26 protein-coding genes, 2 tRNA genes and 1 other RNA gene are annotated in these 26,811 nt (G+C 70.4%); 17 read left to right on the plus strand and 12 right to left on the minus strand.

Features of this window, described 5'->3' with window-relative positions; genetic code table 11:
- Position 1: 1 nt before the first annotated feature.
- Positions 2-868 (minus strand): heavy metal-binding domain-containing protein, encoded by an 867-nt coding sequence (locus tag LNW73_RS17260; RefSeq protein ID WP_250990532.1) that lies wholly within the window; start codon positions 866-868, stop codon positions 2-4.
- 342 nt (positions 869-1,210) lie between these two features.
- Between LNW73_RS17260 and LNW73_RS17265 the strand changes: the two genes are divergently transcribed.
- Complete coding sequence (locus LNW73_RS17265) at positions 1,211-1,717, plus strand: hypothetical protein (RefSeq protein ID WP_250990533.1); 507 nt, start codon at positions 1,211-1,213, stop codon at positions 1,715-1,717.
- Between the two features lie 112 nt (positions 1,718-1,829).
- On the opposite strand, the gene LNW73_RS17270 is transcribed toward LNW73_RS17265, so the two are convergent.
- Positions 1,830-2,267 carry a hypothetical protein gene (locus LNW73_RS17270; protein ID WP_250990534.1) on the minus strand — a complete coding sequence of 146 codons (438 nt, stop codon included), beginning with the start codon at positions 2,265-2,267 and terminating at the stop codon, positions 1,830-1,832.
- Positions 2,268-4,091: 1,824 nt separating this feature from the next.
- Between LNW73_RS17270 and LNW73_RS17275 the strand changes: the two genes are divergently transcribed.
- Positions 4,092-4,388, plus strand: a complete 297-nt coding sequence (locus tag LNW73_RS17275) for a galactose oxidase early set domain-containing protein (RefSeq protein WP_250992943.1) — start codon at positions 4,092-4,094, stop codon at positions 4,386-4,388.
- A gap of 95 nt (positions 4,389-4,483) precedes the next feature.
- Here LNW73_RS17275 and LNW73_RS17280 read toward each other — a convergent pair whose 3' ends face one another.
- Positions 4,484-4,762: a hypothetical protein gene (locus tag LNW73_RS17280; RefSeq protein ID WP_250990535.1), complete on the minus strand. Its 279-nt coding sequence runs from the start codon at positions 4,760-4,762 to the stop codon at positions 4,484-4,486.
- 59 nt (positions 4,763-4,821) lie between these two features.
- Positions 4,822-5,280, minus strand: coding sequence for a hypothetical protein (locus LNW73_RS17285; RefSeq protein ID WP_250990536.1), 459 nt, complete (start codon positions 5,278-5,280; stop codon positions 4,822-4,824).
- 808 nt (positions 5,281-6,088) lie between these two features.
- Between LNW73_RS17285 and LNW73_RS17290 the strand changes: the two genes are divergently transcribed.
- The gene (locus tag LNW73_RS17290; protein WP_250990537.1) at positions 6,089-6,388 is read left to right on the plus strand and encodes a hypothetical protein; all 300 of its coding nucleotides are present in this window, start codon (positions 6,089-6,091) and stop codon (positions 6,386-6,388) included.
- A 93-nt stretch (positions 6,389-6,481) separates the two neighbouring features.
- Here LNW73_RS17290 and LNW73_RS17295 read toward each other — a convergent pair.
- Positions 6,482-6,566, minus strand: a tRNA-Ser gene (locus LNW73_RS17295).
- Positions 6,567-6,638: 72 nt separating this feature from the next.
- Here LNW73_RS17295 and ffs point away from each other — a divergent pair.
- The 10 genes from ffs to LNW73_RS17345 all read left to right on the plus strand — a co-directional run bounded on the left by ffs (position 6,639) and on the right by LNW73_RS17345 (position 16,825).
- Positions 6,639-6,735, plus strand: an RNA gene (gene ffs, locus LNW73_RS17300) — signal recognition particle sRNA small type.
- 57 nt (positions 6,736-6,792) lie between these two features.
- A complete protein-coding gene (locus LNW73_RS17305) occupies positions 6,793-9,183 on the plus strand; it encodes a DNA polymerase III subunit gamma and tau (RefSeq protein WP_441349482.1) in 2,391 nt (796 codons plus the stop codon).
- A 118-nt stretch (positions 9,184-9,301) separates the two neighbouring features.
- Positions 9,302-9,634, plus strand: coding sequence for a YbaB/EbfC family nucleoid-associated protein (locus tag LNW73_RS17310; RefSeq protein WP_250976574.1), 333 nt, complete (start codon positions 9,302-9,304; stop codon positions 9,632-9,634).
- Between the two features lie 17 nt (positions 9,635-9,651).
- Positions 9,652-10,251, plus strand: a complete 600-nt coding sequence (recR, locus tag LNW73_RS17315) for a recombination mediator RecR (protein WP_250976573.1) — start codon at positions 9,652-9,654, stop codon at positions 10,249-10,251.
- Positions 10,244-10,966 carry a DUF5063 domain-containing protein gene (locus tag LNW73_RS17320; protein ID WP_250990539.1) on the plus strand — a complete coding sequence of 241 codons (723 nt, stop codon included), beginning with the start codon at positions 10,244-10,246 and terminating at the stop codon, positions 10,964-10,966. The genes recR and LNW73_RS17320 overlap by 8 nt, the downstream gene beginning before the upstream one ends.
- 233 nt (positions 10,967-11,199) lie before the next feature.
- A complete protein-coding gene (locus LNW73_RS17325) occupies positions 11,200-12,474 on the plus strand; it encodes an aspartate kinase (RefSeq protein ID WP_138359457.1) in 1,275 nt (424 codons plus the stop codon).
- Entirely contained in the window at positions 12,471-13,532 is a 1,062-nt protein-coding gene (locus tag LNW73_RS17330; RefSeq protein ID WP_250976571.1) for an aspartate-semialdehyde dehydrogenase, read from the plus strand. The genes LNW73_RS17325 and LNW73_RS17330 overlap by 4 nt, the downstream gene beginning before the upstream one ends.
- A 277-nt stretch (positions 13,533-13,809) precedes the next feature.
- Positions 13,810-14,487: a SigE family RNA polymerase sigma factor gene (locus LNW73_RS17335; RefSeq protein ID WP_374117293.1), complete on the plus strand. Its 678-nt coding sequence runs from the start codon at positions 13,810-13,812 to the stop codon at positions 14,485-14,487.
- Positions 14,488-14,759: 272 nt separating this feature from the next.
- A complete protein-coding gene (locus LNW73_RS17340; RefSeq protein WP_250990540.1) occupies positions 14,760-15,770 on the plus strand; it encodes a hypothetical protein in 1,011 nt (336 codons plus the stop codon).
- A gap of 158 nt (positions 15,771-15,928) precedes the next feature.
- Positions 15,929-16,825 (plus strand): SURF1 family protein, encoded by an 897-nt coding sequence (locus LNW73_RS17345; protein WP_250990541.1) that lies wholly within the window; start codon positions 15,929-15,931, stop codon positions 16,823-16,825.
- A gap of 13 nt (positions 16,826-16,838) precedes the next feature.
- Here the strand turns inward: LNW73_RS17345 and LNW73_RS17350 are convergent, their stop codons facing one another.
- Positions 16,839-18,623 (minus strand): S9 family peptidase, encoded by a 1,785-nt coding sequence (locus tag LNW73_RS17350; RefSeq protein WP_250990542.1) that lies wholly within the window; start codon positions 18,621-18,623, stop codon positions 16,839-16,841.
- Between the two features lie 54 nt (positions 18,624-18,677).
- Here LNW73_RS17350 and LNW73_RS17355 point away from each other — a divergent pair, with 54 nt between their 5' ends.
- The gene (locus LNW73_RS17355; protein ID WP_250990543.1) at positions 18,678-19,592 is read left to right on the plus strand and encodes a class I SAM-dependent methyltransferase; all 915 of its coding nucleotides are present in this window, start codon (positions 18,678-18,680) and stop codon (positions 19,590-19,592) included.
- 2 nt (positions 19,593-19,594) lie between these two features.
- Here the strand turns inward: LNW73_RS17355 and LNW73_RS17360 are convergent, their stop codons facing one another.
- From LNW73_RS17360 to LNW73_RS17370, 3 genes are all read right to left on the minus strand, one after another.
- The gene (locus LNW73_RS17360; RefSeq protein ID WP_374118120.1) at positions 19,595-19,798 is read right to left on the minus strand and encodes a DUF6191 domain-containing protein; all 204 of its coding nucleotides are present in this window, start codon (positions 19,796-19,798) and stop codon (positions 19,595-19,597) included.
- A 150-nt stretch (positions 19,799-19,948) separates the two neighbouring features.
- Positions 19,949-20,791 (minus strand): class I SAM-dependent methyltransferase, encoded by an 843-nt coding sequence (locus tag LNW73_RS17365; RefSeq protein WP_374118121.1) that lies wholly within the window; start codon positions 20,789-20,791, stop codon positions 19,949-19,951.
- 302 nt (positions 20,792-21,093) lie between these two features.
- The gene (locus LNW73_RS17370; RefSeq protein ID WP_250990544.1) at positions 21,094-21,930 is read right to left on the minus strand and encodes a poly-gamma-glutamate hydrolase family protein; all 837 of its coding nucleotides are present in this window, start codon (positions 21,928-21,930) and stop codon (positions 21,094-21,096) included.
- Between the two features lie 1,010 nt (positions 21,931-22,940).
- On the opposite strand from LNW73_RS17370, the gene LNW73_RS36385 reads away from it, so the two are divergent.
- Both LNW73_RS36385 and LNW73_RS36390 read left to right on the plus strand, forming a co-directional pair.
- Entirely contained in the window at positions 22,941-23,507 is a 567-nt protein-coding gene (locus tag LNW73_RS36385) for a hypothetical protein (protein WP_308407679.1), read from the plus strand.
- On the plus strand, positions 23,504-23,824 hold the full coding sequence (locus LNW73_RS36390; RefSeq protein WP_308407680.1) for a tetratricopeptide repeat protein: 321 nt from the start codon (positions 23,504-23,506) through the stop codon (positions 23,822-23,824). Before LNW73_RS36385 ends, LNW73_RS36390 begins: the two co-directional genes overlap by 4 nt.
- Before the next feature lie 134 nt (positions 23,825-23,958).
- Here LNW73_RS36390 and LNW73_RS17380 read toward each other — a convergent pair whose 3' ends face one another.
- The gene (locus LNW73_RS17380) at positions 23,959-24,294 is read right to left on the minus strand and encodes a MerR family transcriptional regulator (protein WP_250990545.1); all 336 of its coding nucleotides are present in this window, start codon (positions 24,292-24,294) and stop codon (positions 23,959-23,961) included.
- An 848-nt stretch (positions 24,295-25,142) separates the two neighbouring features.
- Here LNW73_RS17380 and LNW73_RS17385 point away from each other — a divergent pair.
- Positions 25,143-25,538: a hypothetical protein gene (locus LNW73_RS17385; RefSeq protein ID WP_250990546.1), complete on the plus strand. Its 396-nt coding sequence runs from the start codon at positions 25,143-25,145 to the stop codon at positions 25,536-25,538.
- Between the two features lie 62 nt (positions 25,539-25,600).
- Here the strand turns inward: LNW73_RS17385 and LNW73_RS17390 are convergent, their stop codons facing one another.
- Entirely contained in the window at positions 25,601-25,912 is a 312-nt protein-coding gene (locus tag LNW73_RS17390) for a hypothetical protein (protein ID WP_250990547.1), read from the minus strand.
- A gap of 822 nt (positions 25,913-26,734) precedes the next feature.
- Positions 26,735-26,808 (minus strand) — tRNA-Pro (locus LNW73_RS17395).
- Positions 26,809-26,811 lie beyond the last annotated feature (3 nt).

Consider the following 26,811-nt stretch of genomic DNA (forward strand, 5'->3'; position numbering starts at 1 on the left):
CTCAGCGCTCCCGCTCCAGTCTCATGATGGTCAGTGGCCTGGGTCCGGCGGGCTGCTTCGCGCGCCCGAACCTGGCGATGGAGGTGCCGACGAAGACCGCCTCCGCGATGTGATCCTGTGTGTTCCCGTACGTGAAGCACTCGCTCTCCCGCACCCGCAGTTCCATCCCGTCGACCACCACCCCGTCGCCGCCGTGCGACACCACCTCGCGGGCCAGCTGCGTCCGGGCGTCCTGGCGGGCGTGGTTGATCAGCTGGGTGTAGCCGTCGACCTCCTCGTTCCCGGCGGTCCAGCGGACCCGGCGGGAGGTGCGCCAGTCGTCGTGCCGGGACGCGATGGAGATGCCGAAGGCCAGTCCGGTGGGCACCCATCCGGCGTGCAGGAGCTTGGCGAAGTCCTGGCCGCTCAGGTGCGACGTGAACGGCCGGCGCGGCCGGCTGCGCGAGCGGGCCCGCACCGCGGTGCCCAGCGCGGTGAACTCCAGCCCGCCCGCGGGGAACGCGCCGACCCGCAGCGTCACCCCGACGACCCCGTCGCCGCCCAGCGCACCGCACTCGGCCACCGCGCGGGAGAGCGCCAGCCTGCGCGCCGCGTACATCGCCTTCACCAGCGGCGAGAACGGCGCCCACGCGGAGGACGACACCCGCGTACCGCCGCTGCCCCACGCGCCCGGGCAGCCCCACCCGCCGTCGTACCCGATGTTGAAGACGGCCGTGCCGAGCACCTGCCCGACCGGCTCGAACCCGACGCCCTTGATCGCCGCGAACTCCTCGGCCGACAGCGCCGAGTCCCAGGCGCCCCCGGCCCGCGTCTTCGCCGTCCGCGCCCGACCGCTCCTGGGCGGGCCGACGTCTTCTCGGTCTCTCATCGGCTCCCGTGCCACCGACCTCTCGGCTCACCGCGCGCACTACGTCGTCGTTCCGGCGGCAGCGTATGACACCGCGGGAATCAGCGAAACGGCCTTCAAGAGATCTTGACCGACCCCCGCCGCCCCCGACCGAACACGGCCTTCGTCCCGAGGAACGGTTCTCCGGATCCCCGGGTTCCCGGAAACTGCGGCCGACGCGACCACGGGCTCGGAGCCGGCGCGGGGTCGCAGCACCGGTCCGCCGGCCCTCGACGTCACCCGGGTGCCGCGCGTGCCCTGCCCGTACGGAGGGCCGGGCTGGCCGACGCTGGACGGGAAAATGCCGTCGAGCCGGGAGCAGCCATGAAACGTCAGGTCACCCGATGCGCCTCTGCCGCGCTGGCCGTCATGCTCGGTTGGGCCGGACTGACCGCTTGCTCGTCGGACAGCCCTGCCGCCGCCCCGGCGTCCTCGGCGGCCTCCGCCGTCAGGTCGGGGGCGTCGTCCGCCGCCTCCGCCGCCAGCAGCGCGGCGGCCTCCGCGGCCGCCTCCGCCCAAGCGGCCGCGTCGTCCGCGCTGCAGAACGTCAAGGGCGGACTGGACGCGAAGGCAGACGTCACGCTCGGCCCCGTGGCGACCGGATCCGACGGCCGGACGGACGTCCCGGTGAAGGTCACCAACCACGACTCGAAGCCGCGGCGCTATACCGTCCTGGTCAACTTCAAGAACCAGTCGGGCACCGTGGTCGACGTGAGCGCCCTCAATGTTCCCGAGGTCGCCGCGGGCGCCACCGCCGACGCCACCGCCCGGAGCAACCGGACCCTGACCGGCACGGTCACCACCGAAGTCCTCAGCGCCTTGCGCTACTGACACCCCACGCCACACCCGACGCCGAAACCAGGGCGACAACCGCAACCACGGAACGCCGAAGGCCTCGACCGGAATCCGGTCGGGGCCTTCGTCTGCCCAACTGGGCGGGGCGTCACATGCCGTGGGTGGGCATGCCCTCCGTGCACGCGAGGTGGATGACCAGATCGGCGGGTCCCGTGTGCGGGTGCCGGGGGTCCGCCCCCGGACGGATCTGCTGCTTGCGTACGGTCACGATCCAGCCGGTGGCGTCGTCGTTGGGGCGGCTCTGGAGGACGTCGGTCGGTTCCGGCGCCAGGCTGGAGCCCTCGCTCGCGGAGATGGCGAAGCCGCCGCTGAAGGCGCTCTGGGGTGCGGGGCAGAACAGTTCGTGGGGGCGGCCGTCGGCCCCACCGGGGATGACCTGGCCGGCGACGTGGAGGGTCTGAGGCGGTTCCAGGGGCAGGGCGGTGGCCTGCGTGGCGGCGGGGCCGAGCAGGGCCGCGACACCTGCAACAGCCGTGACGGCGATACGAGTTCCGGTACGAGTTGACGTGCGCGTGCTCGTGTCCATGGCAGGAGTACTCCTCACAGCGATGAGGTCGGGGTCGGGGCCATTGCAGCAGCGCGGGGACCCGCTTCTTCCCGGACACGCACAGTGACACTCCATTGGCGGAGGGCGAATCGTTCCGGCGAGCGTCTGCCCGGACGTCGCTACGGTGTGTGATCTACTGCCCACGTTCAGTCACTCTGTGTGGTCGTCCCGTGCTGCTCGGGCGGGCGACCGCCATGTCCCCATGAGGAGCCTCATGCACCGCAGAGGAAGGTGGGCGCTCGCGCTCGGCTGTGCCGCGATCGCCCTGTCCGTCACCGCGCCCGCCGGCGCGACCGTTCTGTCCGTCCGCTCGGCGCCGTCCACGGCGCACGCCTCCGATGTCCGCCCGGGCGGAGGCGTGCGCATCACCGAAGCCCAAGTACGCAAGGAGGTGCGGCCCGCCGAGGCCAAGACGCTCGGCCGGGCCGCCGCGGAGCAGTTGGCTCGTGACCGTATCGGTCTGCGCGCCCTCGACTCGGACTATCCGCAGACCACCCGTACCCTGCGCTTCAACAAGCTCACCGAGTCGCAGCGCAGCCTCAACGCCACGTTCGACCCCGCCCGGTTCGGGAAGTTCACCGACTACTTCTCCAGCCCCGACTTCGGCGACCACGTGGCGCTGCTGCCCACCGGGAAGATCCTGGTCTTCTCCTTCGAGTCCATCGAGGAGAACCCGACCAAGGAGCCCGCGCCCACCCAGATCATCGGCAAGGAGAACGCCGGACGGGCCTACGTGTGGGACCCCGCCAAGGGCGAGGGGAGCGACGCCTTCAAGGCCGTGCCGCCGCCCGTGGTGAACATGCCCGACGGCAAGGACGAGCCGCGGCCCGCGCCGGTCTTCTGCTCCGGACACGCCTATCTGCCCAACGGCATGGTCGCCGTCTTCGGCGGCAACCTGGGCGGTAACGGCGGCACCGGAGCCAAGCTCGCGCTCGTCTTCGACCCGTGGACCGAGACCTGGCACCAGCAGCAGGACATGGCGGTCGGCCGCTGGTACCCGAGTGTGGTCACCGGCGCCGACGGGCGGCAGTTCATCACGTCCGGCCAGTCGGAGATCGGCTGGGGTGATCTCTCGATGGAGATCGAGCGCTTCCCGGCCAAGGGCACCCCCGTCTCGTACAACCCGGCCGATGCGCCCAAGGGCCAGGCGCTCGACCAGTGGAAGACGAACGCCCCGTACATGATGGACTATCCCCATCTGTTCTCCCTGAAGGACGGCCTGATCTACGGCTTCGGCCGCAACTTCGACGAGCAGTTCGCCTTCGACCCGCAGACCGAGACCCGCCGCAAGCTGCCCGACCGTCCCGACGGCGGCATGCGCAACTACGGCTCCGCCGTGGCCCTGCCCAACGGCGCCAGCGGCCCGGACTCCGTTCTGATCCTCGGCGGCAACCGCAACGACCCCAACACCTACAAGTTCTCCGGCGGCCGCTGGACCAAGGACACCCCCCGCGCCTTCGGCCGCACCCAGGACGACACCCTGATCCTGCCCGACGGCAAGCTGTTCACCGTCAACGGCGCCTACGACATCCGCGACTACGGCAACGGCCCCTACAACCCCAACGCCGACCTGAAGTACCGCCAGACCGAACTGCGGGACGGCAAGGGCGCGTGGCGGCTCGGACCGGTCCAGCGGCTGCCGCGCGGATACCACTCCAACGCCGTCCTGCTGCCCGACGGCCGCATCATGCTCACCGGTGACGAGCTCCAGCAGATCGCCAACAACCCCGACATCAAGTCCGGGATGAACGGCACCATCGAGATCTACGAACCTTCCTACCTGCACCAGGGCCCCGGCCGCAGCTGTCCGGCGTCCCGCGGGCCGCGCAGCGCTACGCGTCCACCTTCCAGGTCGCCACCACCACCCCGGGCCGGGTCAGCAAGGCCGTCCTGGTGGCGCCCATCACCTCCACCCACTCGGTGGACACCAGCCAGCGCCGCCTGGAGCTGCCCATCGCCAGCCGTAGCGGCAACAACCTCGTCCTGCGCACCCCGCAGTCCGCCAAGGACGCGCCGCCCGGCTTCTACATGGTCTTCCTCCTCGACGACAAGGGCGTGCCGAGCACCGCGCAGTGGGTGCAGTTGAGCCCCGGCGCCTGACCCCGCCACCCCCTCCCCACGACCGGACCCGGCCCGGGCACCACCCACGGTGGCGCCCGGGCCGGGCGGGTCACGGGTTGTCGGCGGGTCTTCCGTCACACATAGCTGAGCCCGTGACCGGCGGCCAGGATCCACACGGCGAGGACGCCCCAGATTCCCGGAGAGGGTTTCCGCTTCTTCACGGCCCCGATGAGAATCCCCAGCACGATGAAAGCCAGGGCCGCGCCCTGGAGTCCCCAGGCCCACATCAGGTAGTCGGCGTGGACCGGCCGGGACGCGATCCGCAGAACTCCTGCGGGAAGCACCAGGAGTGCGCCGAACACGGCGACGGCGTCTTCAGGAGTGCTTTTGCGCTGAGCGGGGGAAAGCGGCATCGAGGTCCTTCCGTCGTACAGGGCCGGTCCGCCCGGTCGGGCAAACCAACGGGCCGGGTTCAGCTGACCAGCTTGGCGAGCTCGTCGATGACCCAGCTCTGTACACCGCCGCTGAGGAGCCACCAGGCGGCGCGGACCGCCGCGTTCTGCTTGTCCATCCAGTCCTTGAACGCCTTGTGGCCGCTCTTCGCTGCTTTGACGGCCGCCTTGAAGAGGCCCGGGGACTTCTTCAGCAGGGCGATCATCTTCTTGCCCGCTTCGGACTTGCCGCTCAGCATCCGCGGAGTGTCCTCGTCGCCGGCCGCGGCGGTCTCGGCCTGGATCTGCGCGGCGATCCGCTGGATCTCGGCGACCTCGTCGGCCGTCAGCGGCACGGTCTGCGAGTCGGTCGAAGCCGCCTCGGCGACCGCAGCCGGTGCGGGGAGGTGCGCCTGTGCCGCCGACGCCGTGGGACCGGCCACTCCGATCGCGACAGCCGCGACTGCAGTCGCCGATATGTAACGCAGGCTCTTGTGCATGAAATCTCCTTGGCCCGCGCTAAATGGACGGGCCTCAGGTCGAGGTGAAAGGGATACCGCCCGAATGGCGGCAGAGGGAAACATAGCGTCGCCAGGCGCCACGCTCTGATGTCACTTCGCTATTCACCGCTCCCTAAAAAGGTTTAGACCTCTCTCCCAATACCCCTGACCACAAGCCGAGTTGACAGCCGAAAAGCTCTCCACGAGACATGCGAAGAAATACCGCATGGCAGAAAAGGTGGGAAACTCGCCCCAGAACACACCCCGACCGCCCTTCCACCGGGCAGCCCCGACGACAATGGCGGCCAGGACGCGCTGGACCTGGACCGTGGCCTGGCGAGACTGTCGCGGACCACTGCCCGGCGATCGGCCCCGATCTGTCCTGCGGAGACACGCAGACGGCGCCACCCCTCGTCTTCACCAACGCCGGCTTTCGACAACTCCGCTGACCCATTCCCGCAGGAGCGTGCGCCAAGGAGCTGATCAGGGCTCCGGGGTGGGGCGTTGTCCTGGAGGTTCGCGTGCGTGGGTCACACGCCGTGCGATGGACGGCTATCGAGTGTTTGGCGGTTCCTGCATGTAGGCGCGCCAGATCTCGATCGGGTGGACGGAGAAGCCGGTCTGGCCTTCCGCAGCGTCGTGGCTCGAAGGTGTGCGGGGTTCAGAGAAGTGGGTGTAGCGGGCCGCTTGGCTGCTGTCAGCCAACCGGCAGCGGAACGCGGCGCGGTGGGTCATCGCCCTGGCCCTGGGTCTCCGGCAGGGCCAGCTCCTCGGGCTCAAGTGGGCGGACGTCGACTTCGACCTCGGGTTGCTGGTCGTCCACCGAGGCCGGCCGCGACCCCGTCACCACAAGTGGAAGAAGCTGCTGGAGGCCGCCGGCCTGCGGAACGACCGACTGCATGACGCCCGTCACACCGCGGGCACCCTTCTGCTGATCCGCGGCGTCTCCGACACCGTCGTGGACGTGATCACGGGTTGGGAGCCCGGCCAGCCGGCCCGCATGCGCCGTCGCTACCAGCACCTGACCAACCGCGTCCTCAAGGACACGGCCGCCAAGATCGACACCCTCCTCCGGACCCGGCCCGACCAGCAGCCTCCGGCGGCCTGATCTGGGCAACTGGAACTGAAACCGCAACCACGGAACGACGAAGGCCCCGACCGGATTCCGGTCGGGGCCTACGTCTGCCCTGGCGGGCGGGTGCGGAGGATACGAGATTCGAACTCGTGAGGGGTTGCCCCCAACACGCTTTCCAAGCGTGCGCCCTAGGCCACTAGGCGAATCCTCCGCGACGAACACTACAAGACGCGGAGGGGTGCTCGCGAACTCGTAAGTGGGTGATCCGATCGGGTACGCTGTGCGCAGCCCCTCACGTGGCGCTATCTCGCTGAACTCCCCCAGGGCCGGAAGGCAGCAAGGGTAGGTGGGCTCTGGCGGGTGCGTGGGGGGTCTTTGCGTTGCCGGGGGCGTTCGGGGGACGTCGGATGTCAGTGGGCCCCGATATCGTCGTAGGCGTGTCCCTCGCTCTGTACCGCCGCTATCGTCCCGAGTCCTTCGCCGAGGTCATCGGGCAGGAGCACGTAACCGACCCGTTGCAGCAGGCGCTGCGCAACAACCGGGTCAATCACGCGTACCTGTTCAGTGGGCCCCGAGGCTGCGGGAAGACGACGAGCGCGCGCATTCTGGCGCGGTGTCTGAACTGTGTTCAGGGGCCGACGCCGACGCCGTGCGGGGAGTGCCAGTCGTGCCAGGACCTGGCGCGGAACGGGCCGGGGTCGATCGATGTGATCGAGATCGACGCGGCGTCGCACGGTGGTGTGGACGATGCGCGTGATCTTCGGGAGAAGGCGTTCTTCGGGCCGGCGGGCAGTCGGTACAAGATCTACATCATCGACGAGGCGCACATGGTCACCCCGCAGGGCTTCAACGCCCTGCTGAAGGTGGTCGAGGAGCCCCCGGAGCACCTCAAGTTCATCTTCGCGACCACCGAGCCCGAGAAGGTCATCGGCACGATCCGGTCGCGTACCCACCACTACCCGTTCCGGCTGGTGCCGCCGGGCACGCTGCGGGACTACCTCGCGGAGGTCTGTGCCCGGGAGGACATCCCGGTCGAGGACGGCGTGTATCCGATGGTGGTGCGGTCCGGCGCGGGCTCCGTGCGGGACTCGATGTCGGTGATGGACCAGCTGTTGGCGGGCGCGGGCGCCGAGGGTGTGACGTATGCCATGGCGACGGCGCTGCTCGGCTACACCGACGCGGCGCTGCTCGACGAGGTGGTGGACGCGTTCGCCTCGGGTGACGGGGCGGCGGTCTTCGAGATGGTCGATCGCGTCATCGAGGGCGGGCACGATCCGCGGCGCTTCGTGGCGGACCTGCTGGAGCGGCTGCGCGACCTCGTGATCATCGCGGCGGTTCCGGACGCGGTGGACAAGGGGCTGATCGACGCCCCGAGCGATGTCATCGAGCGGATGCGGGCCCAGACGTCCGTCTTCGGCGCCGCCGAGCTGAGCCGTGCGGCGGACCTGGTCAACACCGGTCTCACCGAGATGCGCGGCGCCACGTCGCCGCGGCTCCAGCTGGAGCTGATCTGCGCCCGGGTGCTGCTGCCCGCGGCGTACGACGACGAGCGCTCCGTACAGGCCCGGCTGGACAAGCTGGAACGGCGGGGCTTCGCCCCCGGTGCTCCCCAGGTCCCGGACTTCTCTTACCAGCCCGCGCACGCCGACCACAGCCCCGGCGCAGGAGGCCCAGGCGGCCCCGGCAGCTCCGGCGGTCCCGGTGGGGCGGCCTCGGTCCGTGCGGCCGTGGGCGGTGGGCGGCCGGCTCCGGCCGCGCAGCAGGCCCCCGCTCCGGCCCCCGCTCCGACCCGGGCACCCGCTCCTGAGCAGCACGAACCCGCCGCCGGCCCCGCCCCCGCCGCGGTTCCGGCTCCCTCGGACGGTGGCGCCCGGCAGCGTCCCGGCGCCTGGCCGACCACGACCAGCCCGGGTACTCCGGGTACTCCCGCTACTCCAGTAGCCGCTTCGGCCGCTTCGGCCACCCCTGCCGCCGCACCACCCGAACCGCCCGCGCCCGCCGAGGCCGCCCGCCCCGGCGCCTGGCCGACGGCTGCCCAGGCCGCACCTGCCGCTCCGGCGGCCCCCGCCCCGGCCGCCCAGACACCGCCGCCCGCCGGCCCCGCCGCCCTGGCGGCGGCCGGGTTCGCCGGGGACTCGACGCGGGTCCGGCAGATGTGGCCGGACATTCTGGAGGCGGTGAAGAACCGCCGCAGGCTGACGTGGATGCTGCTGCTGAACAACGCGCAGGTGGCGGGCTTCGACGGGCAGACGCTGCAGCTCGGGTTCGACAATCCCGGAGCGCGCAACAGCTTCGCCAACAGCGGCAGCGAAGAGGTGCTCAAGCAGGCGATCAGCGACGCCCTCGGGGTGGAGTGGCGGATCGAGGCGATCGTGGACCCGTCGGGCGGCGGGGGAACGGCCGGCGGCGGCTCCGGCGGTCCTGGCGGCTCCGGCGGCCCAGGTGGCGGTTTCGGCGGCGGAGGCAGTGGGGGAAGCGGTGGAAGCGGCGGTGGCGGCTCCCGGCCGTCCGGCCCGTCCGCCCCACCAGCACCGTCCGCCTCGTTCGCCCCATCGGCATCCTCGACACCATCCGCACAGTCCGCCGCGTCCCCGCCCTCCGCCGCGCAGGGCGGGCCCGCTCAGGCGGCCCGTGCCGCGCCTCAGACGGGCGCCGGGCGGCCCGGGGGTGCGCCGCCGCCACTGATGTCGGACGAGACGCCGCCGCCCCTGGAGGACGACATTCCGGAGGACGACGACGTGGATCTGGTCGAGTCCCCGCTGTCCGGATATGAGCTTTTCGTGCGCGAAATGGGTGCGACGGTGATCGAGGAGATCCCGAACGACTGATGTCGCCCGATGTTCCGCGGCACGTCGTCCGATCCTCCGTACGGCGTAGGGCGCAGGGCCGTCCGAGCACGTAGGCTCGCCCTACCGCGCAACGTTGTCGTGAGGCAGGAGTGAACCCGTGATCCCCGGTGGTCAGCCCAATATGCAGCAGCTGCTCCAGCAGGCCCAGAAGATGCAGCAGGATCTTGCCGCTGCCCAGCAGGAGCTGGCCGAGACCGAGGTCGAGGGTTCCGCGGGCGGCGGTCTCGTGACCGCCACGGTGACCGGTGCCGGTGAGCTCCGGGGGCTGGTCATCGACCCCAAGGCGGTCGATCCTGATGACACGGAGACGCTGGCCGATCTGGTCGTCGCCGCCGTGCACAACGCGAACGCGACCGCGCAGGAGCTTCAGCAGCAGAAGCTCGGTCCGCTCGCCCAGGGGCTGGGCGGCATGCCCGGCCTGCCGTTCTAGCGTAAGGAAGGCGCCCCGTGTACGAAGGCGTGGTTCAGGACCTCATCGACGAACTGGGCAGGCTGCCCGGCGTGGGTCCCAAGAGCGCGCAGCGGATCGCCTTCCACATCCTGCAGGCGGACCCGGCCGATGTGCGGCGCCTCGCGCACGTGCTGGCCGAGGTCAAGGCCAAAGTGCGGTTCTGCAACATCTGCGGGAACGTCGCGCAGGACGACCTGTGCAGGGTCTGCCGTGACCCGCGCCGCGATCTCGCGGTGATCTGCGTGGTCGAGGAGCCCAAGGATGTCGTCGCGGTCGAGCGCACCCGTGAGTTCCGCGGCAGGTACCACGTACTGGGCGGCGCGATCAGCCCCATCGAGGGCGTCGGTCCGGACGATCTACGGATCCGGGAGCTGCTGACGCGGCTCGCGGACGGCACCGTCACCGAGCTCATTCTGGCGACGGATCCCAATCTTGAAGGTGAAGCGACCGCTACGTACCTGGCCCGCATGGTGAAACCCATGGGGCTGAAGGTGACGCGACTGGCCAGTGGTCTGCCCGTGGGGGGAGACCTGGAGTATGCCGACGAGGTCACGCTGGGTCGTGCCTTCGAAGGGAGACGACTGCTCGATGTCTGACACCGCGGTAACCACACAGGACTCGAAGGGCGCACCGGGCTCTCCGGGACGCGACCTCAGCGATCCGGACATTCAGGAACCCGACGACTTCGCCGTCCAGATCTGCGATCAGATCGAGAGTTTCATCCTCTCGGTCCGCGAGGTCGCCAAGGGCGACGACCCGGACAGCGCGGTCCCGTACCTGCTGCTGGAGGTCTCCCAGCTGCTGCTGGCCGGCGGCCGGCTCGGCGCGCACGAGGACATCGTCCCGGACGAGCGCTACGAGCCGGACATCGGCCCCGAGCCGGACGCGGACGAGCTGCGCCAGCACCTCGCGGCGCTGCTGGAGCCGATCGACGTCTACTCCGAGGTCTTCGACCCGTACGTACCGCGCAGTACGCCCGTGGCCTGCCGTATTTCGGACGATCTGGCCGACGTGGTGACCGATCTCACGCACGGCCTCGCGCACTTCCGCGCCGGCCGGGTGAGCGAGGCGCTGTGGTGGTGGCAGTTCTCGTACCTGTCGAACTGGGGGCCGACGGCCAGCGCCTCGCTGCGCGCGCTGCAGTCCCTGGTCGCCCACGTCCGCCTGGACAGCCCGCTGGACGAGCTGGACGGCCTGGACACGGACGATTCGGCGGACGACGAGGAGCGGCTGGCCGAGGAGGCCGGCAAGGTCATGGCGGCCGAGCTCGGCACCCCGCCGGGCGCCCGCGCCCAGCCCGCCACCGGCTGAAACGGGCCGACGCCCACCCGGAGCCGGATACGCGCCACACCCGGGAGGCGAATATCCGGACGATCCGCCTCCGATCGCGCATCCACCGCCTGATCTGGGGTTATTCCGTTCCGTCCTGGGCAGGTGGCCCACCGAGTGGGCCACCTGTCTCAATATCCGGTACCGCGGAGGCCGCCCCGGCCCGCTCGTTAGACTGAGCCGACCGCAATACCAGACCTTCCCGAGGAGCGCACGTGGGCCTTGTCGTGCAGAAGTACGGAGGCTCCTCCGTCGCCGATGCTGAAGGCATCAAGCGCGTCGCCCGGCGAATCGTCGACACCAAGAAGAACGGCCATCAGGTCGTTGTCGTGGTGTCGGCGATGGGCGATACGACGGACGAGCTGATCGATCTCGCCGAGCAGGTGTCGCCGATTCCCGCCGGCCGGGAGTTCGACATGCTGCTGACCGCCGGAGAGCGGATCTCCATGGCGCTGCTGGCGATGGCGATCAAGAACCTCGGTCATGAGGCGCAGTCGTTCACCGGCAGCCAGGCCGGGGTCATCACCGACTCCGTCCACAACAAGGCGCGGATCATCGACGTGACGCCGGGCCGTATCCGGACCGCGCTCGACGAGGGCAACATCGCGATCGTGGCCGGTTTCCAGGGCGTGTCCCAGGACAAGAAGGACATCACCACGCTGGGCCGCGGCGGTTCCGACACGACCGCGGTGGCGCTGGCCGCCGCGCTCGCCGCCGAGGTGTGCGAGATCTACACGGACGTCGACGGGGTGTTCACCGCCGACCCGCGGGTCGTCAAGCGCGCCCAGAAGATGGACTGGATCTCCTTCGAGGACATGCTGGAACTGGCCAGCTCCGGTTCGAAGGTGCTGCTGCACCGCTGCGTCGAGTACGCCCGTCGTTACAACATCCCGATCCACGTCCGCTCGTCCTTCTCCGGCCTGCCGGGGACCTGGGTGAGCAACGAAGCACCGCTAGGAGGCAAGCCGATGGAGCAGGCGATCATCTCCGGGGTTTCGCACGACACGTCCGAGGCCAAGATCACGGTCGTCGGGGTGCCGGACAAGCCGGGCGAGGCGGCGACGATCTTCCGTGCCATCGCGGACGCCGAGGTCAACATCGACATGGTCGTCCAGAACGTGTCGGCGGCGGCCACCGGCCTCACCGACATCTCCTTCACCCTCCCCAAGACCGAGGGCCGCAAGGCGATGGACGCGCTCACCAGGTCGCAGGACCGCATCGGGTACGACTCGCTGCGCTACGACGACCAGATCGGCAAGATCTCGCTGGTCGGCGCGGGGATGAAGACCAACCCGGGCGTCACGGCGACGTTCTTCGAGGCGCTGTCGAACGCCGGGGTCAACATCGAGCTGATCTCGACGTCGGAGATCCGCATCTCGGTGGTCACCCGGGCCGACGACGTGAAGCCGGCCGTCCAGGCCGTGCACTCCGCGTTCGGGCTCGACAGCGAAAGTGATGAAGCGGTCGTCTACGGGGGTACGGGCCGATGAACCGTAAGCCGACCCTGGCCGTCGTCGGTGCGACGGGCGCGGTCGGCACGGTGATGCTGGAACTGCTCTCCACCCGGCAGGACGTGTGGGGCGAGATCCGGCTGGTCGCGTCCGCGCGGTCGGCCGGCCGCCGCCTCGTGGTGCGCGGTGTGGAGACCGAGGTCGTCGTGCTGAGCGAGGCGGCCTTCGAGGGCGTCGACGTCGCGATGTTCGACGTCCCGGACGAGGTGTCCGCGCAGTGGGCCCCGATCGCCGCCGCCAAGGGCGCGGTCGTCGTCGACAACTCCGGAGCCTTCCGGATGGACCCCGACGTCCCGCTGGTGGTGCCGGAGGTCAACGCGCACGCGGTGCGGATGCGCCCGCGCGGCATCATCGCCAATCCCAACTGCACGACGCTGTCGATGATCGTGGCGATCGGCGCGCTGCACGCCGAGTTCGGGCTGAGCGAGCTGATCGTCTCCTCGTACCAGGCGGCTTCCGGCGCCGGCCAGTCCGGCGTGGACACCCTGCGCGACCAGCTGTCCAAGGTCGCCGGCACCCACCTCGGAACCCAGCCGGGCGATGTTCGGCGCACGGTCGGCGACTTCGGTCCCTTCCCGGCGCCGCTCGCGCTCAACGTGGTGCCGTGGGCGGGCTCGCTGCGGGAGGACGGCTGGTCCTCGGAGGAGCTCAAGGTCCGGGACGAGTCCCGGAAGATCCTCGCCCTGCCGGAGCTGCGCGTCACCGCGACCTGCGTACGGGTGCCGGTCATCACGACGCACTCGCTGTCGGTGCACGCGCGGTTCGAGAACGAGGTGACCGTGGAGAAGGCGCACGAGATCCTGCGGAGCGCTCCCGGGGTCGTCGTGACCGACAATCCCGCCGAGGGCGAGTTCCCGACCCCCGCCGATGTGGTGGGCACCGATCCGACCTGGGTCGGCCGGGTACGCCGCTCCATGGACGATCCGAACGCGCTCGAACTGTTCGTGTGCGGGGACAACCTGCGCAAGGGCGCCGCCCTGAACACCGCACAAATTGCCGAAGTCGTGGCGGCCGAGTTCGTCGCTTCGCACACATGATGTGATCCACTCCTTGGTCTGGACCACTTGAAGTGCGTCGCTCACCAATGGACAATTCGCTCCCTGACCGCTGCAACCGGCAGTAGACGGGGAGCGTCTTTGTGTCAGCGCACTGCCCTAATGTGCTGCATGCCGGGGGGTATTGGGCAGGCGCAGTTCGTGCCTGGGCAAATGGGCGCATTGGGGAAGAGTTGGTACGCATGGGGATATTCGACGCCACAGCAAAGGCGACGCCTTGCGCGTACAACCCTGACGGGGGGACGCGTGTCCAACAGTCGTGGCAGAAGCACTGGGTATCGAGACGGCACTTGGGCGGGGCGGCGCTCCGACACGCGTGCCGCGCCCGCGTACGCCCGGCCGCACGTCCGGCCGGGCACGCACTCCCGGCGGGATGCCCGTGATAGCGCCCTGGCCGATCGTGCGCGTGCCGTCCGAGCTGGGTGCTGACGCCACGATGGCCGTCGGCACCACGGTCGACCACCTGACCGAGACCTACAGTGCCCACTACCGGTCGCTGCTCGGCCTCGCCGCGCTGCTGCTGGACGACACGGCCTCCTGCGAGGACGTCGTCCAGGAGGCCTTCATCCGCGTCCACTCCGCGCGCAGCCGTGTGCGCGACCCCGAGAAGACCCTCGCCTACCTGCGGCAGACGGTGGTCAATCTCTCCCGGTCGGCGCTCCGGCGGCGCATCCTGGGCCTCAAGCTCCTCTCCAAGCCCATGCCCGACATGGCGAGTGCGGAAGAGGGCGCCTACGAGATCCTGGAGCGCGACCAGCTCAAGACCGCCATGCGGTCCCTCCAGCGCCGTCAGCGCGAAGTCCTCGTGCTGCGCTACTTTGCCGACATGACCGAGGCACAGGTCGCCGAAACGCTCGGAATTTCCCTGGGCTCGGTGAAGGCATACGGTTCCCGTGGCCTCGCGGCGCTTCGCATCGCGATGGAGGCGACCGTATGACCACCCCCTACGACTCACGTGGCATGGATCCAGAGAACCGCGAACTTCCCGAAGAACTGAACGACGAGCGCAACGTCGCGCCCACCGGCACCGGCCCTCAGGGGGCGGGATCAAGCCCCTCGGGGGCGAGAACCGGCCCTCTTGACGGCGGGATGACGTTGCCCAAGGGCGGTCTGCCCGGGGCCGGGACGACTCCGCCTGGGGCCGAGACGACTCCGGCCGGGACGGGGGCGACTCCGCCTGGGGCCGAGACGACTCCGGCCGGGGCAGGGATGACTCCGCCCGGAGCCGGGGCGAGCTTCGACGAGCTGGCGCTGCGCCGGCTGATGCAGGACGCGGTCCAGGGCCTCAAGCCCGCACCCGACGCGCTCGACCACCTGCGGCACGCCGTACCGGCCCGCCGGACGCGCCGCCGCCAGGCCATGGCCGGCGCCGCCGCCGCGTTCCTGCTGGCGTGTACGGCCGTGCCGGCCCTGCTGCACGCCGCGAACACCGCGGACCAGCAGGACACCACCGCGGCCGGCGCCTCCAGCCCCAACGAGCCGCGGCAGGACACCGGCGGCGCGGGGGAGAGCAGCCAGGACGACTCGGGCGGTCCGGCCGACACCGGGACCAGCGAGGGCAGCGTGCCGGCTCCGTCGGCGACACCGTCGCCGACCCCCACGCCCACCAACCAGCACGGCGCGACGGTCGCCCCGACGCCCACCGGCTCGGCCGGCCGCACCGCCCCGGCCTGTGACCGCTCCCAGCTCGGCAGCGGCGCGAGCAGGACGGGCGCCCCGGACGCCAAGGGCAACGTGTACGGCTGGTTCCGGGTCGCGAACGTCTCCGCGAAGGGCTGCATGGTCAAGGGCGGCGGCGCCCTCACCGTGATCGCGCAGGGCAGCGCCGACGCGTCGAAGATCCAGGTGCTGGACCACACGACGGGCGATCCGGCCACCGGACTGCCCGATGTGGCGGCCGCCCCGCTGGTCCTCCAGCCGGGCGACACGTACGAAGTCCGGTTCGCCTGGGTGCCGGACGCCGCGGGCCCCAACGGCTGCCCGGCGCCGCCCACTCCGACGCCCACCCCGACCACCGGTGGCAGCACCAGCAGCGGCAACAACGGCACCAGCGCCTCGGACAACTCCCCGGCGGCGTCCGATGTACCGCCGACGACCAGCCCGGCGAGCGTCGAGGTCAGCCACACCCCGGAGGCGGGCGCGCCGGCCGTGGCCGACACGACGATCCCGGACGCGTGCGCCGGGACGATCTACAAGACGACGGCTCTCACGCCGCAGTAGGCCCGCGGTAGGTCCGCGGTAGGTCCGCAATAGGTCCGCAATAGGTCTGCAGTAGGTGAGGCGGGGGCGGGGCCCGCGTCCGGGCGCGGGATGGTTGTGGAGTACCGGGCCACGGGCCCGGTGGCGTCGGCCGGCCCCGCTCCCCGTACCGTTGGGGCGTGTACCGGTTTCTGCTGACCCCGCGCTGGCTGGGAGTCCACCTCTTCGTCGTGCTCGCCGTGCCGTTCTGCGTCTTCATGGGCAGCTGGCAGCTGAGCCGCTTCGAGGACCGGATGAACAGCCACCACGTCGCCGAGCAGGCCCCGAAGGCCGCCGCGTCCGCCGCCCCGGTCCCGCTCGCCACCGTCCTACCGGACACCAAGGCGCAGGTCACCCAGGACACCACCGGCCGCACGGTCACCGTGACCGGCCGCTACGACACCGGTCACCAGCTCCTGGTCCCCGGCCGTGACCTCGGCGACCGCACCGGCTACTACGTGCTCACCCCGCTGCGCACCGCCGGCGGGGCGGCCCTGCCCGTCGTCCGCGGCTGGCTGCCCGGCGCCGCCTCGTCCGCGCCGCCCGCCGGCATCCCGGCGGCGCCCGCCGGCGACGTCACCGTCTCCGGCGCCCTGCAGCCCCCCGAGAACACCGGCACCCAGGGCGTCCAGTCCGCCGGCGGACTGCCGCAGGGGCAGCTCGGGATGATCAGTGCGGCGTCGCTCGTCAACGTGCTGCCGTACGAGGTCTACAGCGGCTGGATCACGGTCACCGACGCCACCGCCCCGCTCAAGCCGGTGCCCCCGGCGGCTCCCAGCAACACCGGGCTCGACCTCAAGGCCTTCCAGAACCTGGGTTACACGGGGGAGTGGTTCGTCTTCGCCGGATTCGTGGTCTTCATGTGGTTCCGGCTGGTCCGCCGCGAGGCGGAACTCCGCGAGGACACCGCGCTGGGCCTCATCCCGGACCAGGACCAGGACCCGGACCCGGACCCGGACCCGGCCACGGAGAACGCTGAGAACGCTGAGAACGCGGCGGCGCCGGGCAAGCTGGAAGAAGCCCTGCCCGGCGACTGAAGACCTCTTCAGATCACCGTGCGTGCTTCATCGCGAAGGCCAGCTCCAGGCGGACCTGCTTGATCCGCTCCTCGACGACCAGCGAGCCGTGCCCCGCGTCGTACCGGTACACCTCGTGCACCTTCCCCAGCGACACCAGCCGCTCGACGTAGTTGTCGATCTGCCGGATCGGGCACCGCGGGTCGTTCATGCCCGCCGAGACGTACACCGGCGCGGTCACCCGCTCGACGTACGTGATCGGCGACGAGGCCTCGTACCGCTCCGGAACCTCGGCGGGCGAGCCGCCGAAGAGCGTGCGGTCCAGCGACTTCAGCGCCTCCATCTCGTCGGTGTACGAGGCGACGTAGTCGGCCACCGGGACCGCCGCGAGCCCCGCCGTCCAGGCGGTGGGCTGCGTACCGAGCCCCAGCAGCGTCAGATAGCCACCCCACGAGCCGCCGGAGAGCACCAGCTTCGCCGGATCGGCCAGCCCCGAGCCGACGGCCCACTCGCGGACCGCCGCGACGTCCTCCAGCTCGATCAGCCCGACGCGGTGCTTGAGCGCGTCCGTCCACTCGCGCCCGTAGCCGGTGGAGCCGCGGTAGTTGAGCCGTACGACGGCGAAGCCGTGGTCGACCCAGGCCGCAGGCCCGGCCGCGAAGGCGTCGGAGTCGTGCCAGGCGGGGCCGCCGTGCACCTCGAAGACCGTCGGGAAGGGCCCGTCGCCCTCGGGCTTCTGCACGAGGGCGTGCACCGGCCCGCCGGGGCCGTCCACCCACACGTCCTCGACCGGCACGGAGTCCGGAGCCTTGAGACCCGGCGCCTCCAGCACGATCCCGCCCGTCGTGGACCGCACGACCGGCGGCAGCTGCGCCGACGACCACAGGTACTCCACGGACCCGTCGGGGCGCGCGGTGGCGTTGCTCACCGTCCCCTGCGGGGTCTCCAGCCGGAGCAGCACACCGGCGGCCAGGTCGTAGCGGAACATCTCGCTGCGCGCCTGGTAGGAGTGCACGACGAGCAGCGCGGAACCGTCCGGATACCACTCGGCGGAGACATCGCCCGGCAGATCGATCGCCAGCGCGGTCTCCTCGCCGGTCGTCACGTCCCACACCATCGGCAGCCAGCGCCCGGCGCGCTGGTGCCCGACGAGCAGCCGGGTGTCCCCGGCCACCGGCGCGAAGCCCAGGCAGTCGAGACCGAGTTCCTCGGTGCCGCCGCGGGAGTCGTCCAGCTCGGCGACGGTCGAGCCGTCGAGCCGCACCACGCGCAGCGCGCCGTGCATCGCGTCACCGTGCTCGGTGTGCTCGATGACGAGCAGCGTGCCGTCCTCCGACAGGTCGCCGACCCCGGCCGACTCCGCGTGCCGGTAGATCTCGACCGGTGCGGCGCCCGGCCGCACGACGTGGACGGACGTGCCCTCGTCGTCCGTCGACCGGCCGATCACGATGGTGCCGTCGGCGCCGAGCGCCAGCCCGGCCGGGTACGAGGCGTCGAGTCCCGGCGTGGCCGGCGCGTCCTCGCCGCCGCCGAACGGCTGGCGCATCCAGACCCCGAACTCGTCCCCGTCGGTGTCCGAGAACCACCACACCCACTCGCCGTCGCGGGACAGCGTGCCCTCCGTCGTCCCGTTCGGCCGGTCCGTCGCCTGGCGGCGTTCGCCGGTGGTCCGGTCCCAGGCGTACAGCTCGTACGTGCCGGTGGCGTTCGACACGAAGAGGCAGCGCTGCGGCGCGTCCTCCGCCCACTCGGGCAGCCCCACCCGAGGCGCCCGGAACCGCTTTTCCCATTCCGGCATGGCAGCCGTGACATCACTCATGGCTCCATCAAACCCGATGGCCGGCCGCCTTCACCCCGACTATCGTCACTCCCCATGTACACGAGGACCCCGGCGGACTGGCGGGAGACGAATCGCGCCCGGTGGGATGTTGGGGCCTCCCCAGCCGGAGGTAGGGGAAGGGTGCCGATCCACACGGCGAGCGAGTACTACGACCTGGAGAGCTTCCGGGCCGGCCAGGACGTGATCCGCCCCTTCGAGGCGGCGGAGGTGGGATCGGTCACCGGGAAGTCGCTGCTGCACCTGCAGTGCCACCTCGGCCTCGACACCCTCTCCTGGGCGCTCCGCGGCGCCTCGCGGGTCGTCGGTCTGGACTTCTCCGAGCCCGCCGTCGACGCCGCCCGCGAGCTGGCCGCCGACCTGGGGCTCCCGCCCGACCGGGCGTCCTTCGTCGCCGCCGACGTGTACGACGCGGCCGAGGCCGTCCCCGACTCCGCCTACGACATCGTCTACACCGGCACCGGCGCCCTCTGCCGGCTCCCCGACATCGTCCGCTGGGCCGAGACCGCCGCGTCCCTCGTCGCACCGGGCGGCTTCCTGTACCTCGCCGAGTTCCACCCGCTGACGGACGCCCTCGACGACGAGTCGGGCTCCCGGATCGCCCACGACTACTTCACCTGCGACGCCTGGGTCGACGAAGTCCCCGACACCTACGCGGACTTCGACGCCCCCACGGTGAACAACCGGAGTGTGTGGGGGCACCTCCCGGCCGAAGGCTGGGGGAGGGCACACACCCTCGGCGACGTCGTCACCGCCATCGCCGCCACCGGCCTCCGGCTGGAGTTCCTGCGTGAGCACGACGCGACGCTCTTCCAGCGCTTCGGGACGCTCGAACGCGACGGGCAGGGATCCTCCGGAAGGGGCGACGGGTTCTACCGGCATCCGGCGGGCACCCCGCGCGTGCCGCTGATGTACTCGCTGCGGGCCTCGCGCGCGCCGGACCTGCCCTAGCGCTAGCTCGGCGGGATCCGGAGAACGGCCGTCCCGCCGTCCAGATCGATCCGGGACCGGGGCGGCGCCCCGTCCCCCTCCTCGTCCCGCAGCGCCAGCGAAGTCCGGCGCTGCTTGAGCTCCTCCTGCTTGCCCGCCGACAGCGTCGCGTGCAACAGCTCGAACCCCGTCGACGCCACCTGGCCCTGCCGCCCGGCCCCCGCCACGGCAGCATCCCGGCCCGCCCGGCCCGCAGCATCGCCTGATCGACGAACGCGGCGACCGTCAGCAGGACCACCAGCCCCGGCAGCGTCATGAAGAAGATGAAGGCCATGCCCCCGAGCATCCCTCACGGGACCCCGGGGGGCGAGAGCCCGTCAGGCGCGATCCGCGGTGAGGGCGTAGGACGGCAGGGGTTCGTTGCCCTTGCTCTTGGCGAGGGAGCCGAGCACGTCGAGCTGGCTGATGAGGAACTCCCGCGCCAGCGGCGACAGTTCCGCGAACCGCTCGTCGGAACCGGCCATCCGCCGCGCGGCGTCCACCTCCCAGTCGGCGTCCTGCAGACCCGCCGTGTCCACGTCCAGCTCGGAGGCCACCCGCCACCCCGCCTCCGCGAGAATCCGCAGCAGCGCCTCGTGCGAGAACGGCGTCCGGACGTTCCCCTCGCCCCGCGCCCCGACCGCCTCGACATGGCCCTGCACGAGCACGGCGAGCAGATGCGGCAGCTGCTCCACACCGCGCGGACGCAGATCCCACTCCGAGAAACACAGCCGCCGCGCCCACGGCCGGACGCGCGTCAGCGTCCTGAGCAGCTGGTCGAGGGAGGCGAAGTACCAGGAGCAGTGCGACAGCACGACGTAGTCGAAAGCGTCGTCCGGGAACGTGGTCGCCTCGTCCAGGACATCCACGCCGAACCGGATGTCGATCCGCGACCCGAGCGGCCCGGCCGCCAGGAACGCCGCCGACTCCCCCAGCGTGACCGGGCTGCCGTACGAAGGCTCCGCGATGTCCACCGCGACCACCCGCCCGCCGGGCCCGACCGCGTCCGCGAGCACCGCGGTCATGTCCCCCTGCCCGCACCCGACTTCCAGCACCGAGGCCCCGGCCGGAATCCCCCACCCGTCCACCAGCCCCAACCGGAACCGCGTCTGATCCCGCTGCACCCCAAGATGCCCCACCGCGGCCGCCATGGCTCCCGCGATCGTCTCGACCCTGCCCACAAGAATCTCCCTGCAATAACCCCGCTGCCCCCGCCGCAGCGACTGTAGGCGAGAGATCCCCGAAGAGCCCGCCCTTTTCCGCCCCCCGGAAACGAGTCAGGGCCCTGATCATCAATGATGATCAGGGCCCTGAACTGCAGTGTCACCAGTCGGGGTGGCGGGATTTGAACCCACGGCCTCTTCGGCCCGAATCCCGGGCACAGCGGTTACTGAGACCATCTACGCACGTCAGAGGTAGTGCGAGGGGCGTTGGCGGTCGCTGCTGGTCGTGCCGGTTGCTGTACTTCGCTGCTCGCCGTCACTCACAACATGGGCTGGGCTGCCTCAACGCGCTCAGTCGCGGTACGCACGGCGTTCACGAAGCTCCAGAAGAGCGGCAGGGTGTTGGTCGCCCGATCGGCGCGGGTATTCTTGCCCGCTGCGAACATTGCGGCACGCAGGTCGGTGGTGGTCTCCAGCTGGGCGCCCATGCCGAGCAGGCTGCGATTGCAGATGTTCTCCGGGGAGATGCCGGCGATCTCCTCCTCCCCGGATGCTGTCACCGCGCGGATGCCGGCCTTGGCGAATTCCTCCATCAGATACTGCCGGAAGGTCGCGTTGAGGCCGCCGACCAGCACCGCCTGGGCGCCTGCCTCCAAACCCGCCTGGCTCGCCGAGCATCCGTGCAGAGAAAGCACATTGAGGCTGCCGGCACACATTGATCGGGCGACGGGGTCGTCGCAGTGTGTCGAGGTGACGTGAAGGGGGCTGTTGTTGGAGGGGCGCAGACCTTCGAACATCCAGAAGTCGTGGATCGGCCCGGCGGCAGGAGTGGGAGCCAGATCGGCCGGGTGGTAGCCGGCTACGGCAAAACACAGCTCGGATGTGCCGCCCTCGATCCCCCCGCCGTGCGGAGCGATAACTGTGGTTCTCACGAAGGGGGTACGGGCGGACGGACTCAGGTCGTCAATCATGTGCCGCCGGGACCGACGGCCGTAGTCCACACCCTCGGTCAGCGTGCTGTCCGCGTACAAAGCAGTGTTGGAAGCGTACGTTTCGTCGGCGGCCTGTGCCGGGGAATTCTTCAGCGCACTGGTGGCCAAGCTCAGCGCGGGAGCTGTAGCGAGCGCAGTGATCAGGGTACGTCGATTCAGGTTCACGAGGCGTGAGCATGGCAGGCGCTGACCGCTTCCACTAATCAGCGCATTGCCCTCGACGAGAACCCAGCGACGGTGGCGACGCCGCCGTCGGTCGCCGGTCGCCACAAAGCAGGAAGCGGTGACAGGAAGCACCTATGACCATGCCAGGGCTCGGATGGGGAACAACAGGAGCAGACCGAAGGCACCCTCGTCGACCGGGCAGGGGCTGTCCGAGGGTTTGCGCTATCAGTCGGGTCGGTTGAGGACCGATCCAAGTCAGAGCGGCGGAATTACCCATGTCCTTCGCCAAGGCGCTTCCCTCCGTGGCGGCTTGAGAATGCCAGAGGTGAAAGGCTGCGCAAGCTACGAGGTCCCGAGGCGCGTCCCTTCCGGGAGGGAGGGGCGGCAGGTGGAATCCGGCGGCCGGGCGGGAAGTGGCACCGCGCGGGCCGCCGGGGTCTGCGGGGGAGGTGGAGGGGCAGGGCGGACAGCCGAAGCACGGCTCACCGAGCGCGGCCGGGTTTCACACCGGCAGGTGTGTGGGTTCGTCGGCGTTCGGCGGCAGGTCAGGGCGGGCGGCTGCCACGGGGACTCGGGCCGCTTCCATTACGTGCGGCGCGAGGATCACGGCTGGCGGGAGCAGCCCCAACAAGCCCAGCAGGGCCACGGCCAACCCAGGATTCGAGGATCGTGGGGCAGCCGCGTGCACCCCGCTCACCGCCGGCCACGTTCCTGCGACGCGGCTGCGTAACGGCCGGATGATCAACGGCCCTGGCCAGCAGACGGAGGTTCGCCGCAGGGTCTTGTACGGGTTCTGCGCTACGGCTCGGGCATGGCGGACGGTGTTCATCGCGATGTCGCGAGCCCGGGAATCCGTGAGGTTCGCGGCGTAGGCGTCGGCCGGTTCCAGGAGGGCTCCGATGTAGGTACGGAGGCGTCCGCGCAGCACATCGGTGGCGGGTCCCGTCGGCCGGACCAACCGTGCTGGAGCCGTACGGGTCGGCACCGGCGAGGTCGCCGCTGTCCGGCAGATGTCCCAGGTTCTCGGCGACGCGGCAGCCGAGCTCCGCGGCGGCCACGCCTGGCACCTGGCCGTGCGCTACCTGATCGAAGACGTCGGCCCGTGGCTCAGCGGCAACTACACCGAGAGGACCGGCCGGGAACTGTTCGCCGCGACCTCCCAACTCGTTCACCTGGCCGGTTGGATGGCCCAGGACGAAGGCAATCAGGGCATGGTTCAGCGCTACTCCGCGCACGCCTACCGCCTCGCAGCCGAAGCCGGAGACCCCGAACTGTCCGCGACCGCCCTGCACGGTCTGGCCGTCCAGGCCATCGACCTCGGCCCGAGGTTCCACACCGTCGCCCTGCGGCTGTCCGAACGCTGCGTCGACGCGGCGAAGACCCTGGACGACGCGCGAGCCGTCTCGTATTATCAGACCACCCTCGCCGACGCCGCAGCGCTCGACGGCGACCGCCGCCTGGCGACCAAGGCGCTCGCGGCCTCGCAGACAGCGATTGAGAAATCCCCCGACGCACCCCGGGGGATTCGTGGGCCTCCCACTTCAGCATCGGGCGATGGGCCCACCACTCGGGCATGATCCTCGCCCGGCTCGGCGACCTCGACGGAGCCACCGAGCACCTGCACCAGTCCCTTGAAATCCACGGCCTCGACCGCCGCCGCAGCCGCGCGATCGTCCTCGCCGACCTCGGACAGGTCCACGTGCGGCAAGGCGACCTCGACGCGGCACTGTCCACGTGGACGGCGTTCCTCGACTGCACGGACGGCATCAGGTCGGTGAAGGTCGGCGAGGCGGTCGAGGACAGGTACGCCCGGCTGGACCGCTACCGGAACGTGCCCGAGGCAGAAGATCTCCGGCAGAGAGCAGAACCGCTGCGGGCCGCAGCGGAAGCCTGACCGGGTGACGCTTTAGTGTCCGGCTTGTCGTCGGTGGGGTCGTGGCCGGCCCCACCTCTGTATGCCCCGGGACGATCGCGGTTGTTCCCGCAACGTCTCCAGCCGCATCGTGCTGGGCTCAGCCGGGCCTGTGGTCAGTTGGCTGGGTTGCTGCGGAGTTTCTCGTTGAGTTGGAGGGCTTCTTCGAGTTGGTCTTCGAGGGCGACGATGCGGCAGGCGGTTTCGATGGCGGTGCCCTCGTCGACGAGTTCGCGCGCGCGGGCGGCGATGCGCAGTTGGTAGCGGGAGTAGCGGCGGTGGCCGCCCTCGGACCGCAGGGGGGTGATCAGGCGGGCTTCGCCGATCGCGCGGAGGAAGGCTGCGTTGGTGCCGATCATCTCGGCGGCGCGGCCCATGGTGTAGGCGGGGTAGTCCTCGTCGTCGAACCGGTCGGACGGGCTCGCGGGGCTCGCGGTGGGGTGGTCGGTCATTACGCCTCTTCGTGTCTGATGGTCATGCGGCCTCCTGGGGAAACGCGTGGAGGGGCCCCGGGAGCCGTACCTGGCTTCCGGGGCCCCATGGGGCGGATTCAAACACCATCTACTTCTACTACCGGCGTGTGCGTGCCGGTCCTGCCGTATTCGCAATGCCGCGTCGGGGGAACACGGAATGCGGGGATCTTGAATGCTTGACCGGGGACCACCTTCCAATCCGGGGCCTTGCGAGTGCCCGCACACACCTGCCGCGCGGGCGATCCTGATGGTGTCGCTCCGAACCTTTCCTGCTCGTACCTGAACGACGAAGAACTACTGACCTGCTGGTACTTCAGATACTGCGGTCCTGCGATCACAACTAACTGGTGGCCTTCACCGCACCACCGTCCGGCAGCCAGCCCCGTCGCCTGTCCCGCAACTGCTCTGGCTTGGAACCCCACTGCCGAACCTCCTGGCGCGCGCGCCCGCAGCCGGCGCCTTCACCAAGAGACCACTCATCCACTGCTGGTACTGCTGTCAGAACTGCACTTGCTGTACTGCGTTTGTGCCTACTGCGGTCCTGCACGGCGACCCCTGTGCGGGTCACCTGGCCCGGCAACCAACCCTGCGGCCACGTGCACTGAACGGCCGCCGGATTCCATCACCGTGCCACACACTCTGCGCGCCAGTTCGTGTCTGCCGCGCCCTGCTGTCTTCTTGGCTACGACAGGAACACTACCCACACCCCGACGTGAATGTCTACCGCAGCCAGGATAGATTTTCGTGCCGATGGAGGGCAGGCATACTGCGCCCCACCGACACGATCAGAAAGTGCGTCAGGGCACGGAAGGGGCAGGAGAACGTGCATGCGAACTGACCGCTCACCGGTTCCGGAGACGGACATCTGCGACCTGTGCGCCCGGCGGCTCACCGAGGGGTGCCAGCTGGCCGTTGTCCCGGACTCCTCCGCGATCCACGCCCGTAGCCCGACGCGCGACGGCCAGCGGCTGATCGTCGCCTGCTCTCCCGAGCACTTGGCCGCCCTCCAGCAGGAGTACCGCACCCGCCCGTACGTGCCCGAGGAACTCTGGGCCGGCCAGATCGACCGCGCGCTGGCACTTCGACCACGCCCGCTCACCCGGGACGCCCTGTCGGCGGCCACGGGCCTGAGCCTCCTGGAAATCCAGCGCGCCCTGGCCTGGAAGAAGCACCGCGACCGGCAACCGTACGAGCAGGACTCGCAGACACCCGAAGCCGGCTGAAGGACCCGGCTGGTCCGGATTCCGCAGCGACGTCGGCAGTTAGGTGAGCGGGTCCTTCGCTTCTATCGGCGGTGCGGCCCGAGCGTGTCGGCGGGCGCGGGGGCTGGTGGTGTGGGCTGCATGGTGCTCGGTTGCCGGGCCGAGGTGGTGGTGATGGCAGGGGAGCGGAGGCGGGCGGTTTCGGCTCGTGGGTTGGGTGCGGGGTTGCGGGTGGTGTGTTGGATGCGGGTGAGCAGGACGCTGTCGGCCGCATCGGGAGCGGCATGGGCGACCACCGGCGAGTGAACGGCGGAACCGCCCGCTTGGGCGGGAGCCGCACCCAGCGCGAGGGCGCCGGCGAGAACGAGGACGGAAACAGCGGGGAACAGACGCACGGTGATCCTCCGAGAGGGCGAGGGGTGGACGACGCTTCGTCGCCGAAGCCGCGGTGACGGCTCGTGGGCACGCCCCGCGCCGCAAGAGGTACACCCCCCGCGGGCGGTTGAGCATGGCCCTCAGGCCATCTGCGCGCCTCGGACCACCCCTGCGGACAGCCGTTTCACCAGGTCAACGCCCATCCGGCTACGCAAGAACCTCAGCAACGCATCACACCCCACGCCGTCCGCTCGGGTAACGCACGGCTCGAAGCCGACGGCTCTTCAATTCCCACCCCAGCCAATGAGCCCTTAAGCCCAACACCAGTGGTGGAGAAGAACGCCGCGTCCGCGTCCGTGGCCCGCAGAGCCAGCATCACCGCCGCTCCACCCAGCGCGGCGCCACCCGGTGCACCCACTCCGTGATGATCAGCACGTACGCGCCGGCGAATACCGCCGGGGCCGCCCAAGCGTGCCAGTTGCTCAACGCGCCGCCCACCGGGAGTTGCCGACGCGGCCGGGGTGGGTCTGGTTCTCGGGGTGCCTCTCGATCGGCTGGCGGAGGGATCGCCAAAGCGATCGCCGACCAGACTTCCCGGCACACCAGCGCGTACTACGGGTTCTTAACGCCGCCCGGCACGGCTTCGGCGGCTGCGTGTCGGTGGCGGCGGACCTGGACCCTCACCCCCGCTCCCAGATGTCGTGCCTGCCCGGGATCCCGATGACCGTGGAGATCCGGCGGTCGGTGAAGGTCGCCAACGGCCGGAGTGGTTGCTGTACTTTCCTGCGGTACAACGCGAAAGAGGCCCTATCGGATCTCTCCGATAGGGCCTCTGACCTGGGTCGGGGTGGCGGGATTTGAACCCACGGCCTCTTCGTCCCGAACGAAGCGCGCTACCAAGCTGCGCCACACCCCGGTG

It is taken from the genome of Streptomyces sp. RKAG337 (genome assembly GCF_023701715.1).
Taxonomy (GTDB): domain Bacteria; phylum Actinomycetota; class Actinomycetes; order Streptomycetales; family Streptomycetaceae; genus Actinacidiphila.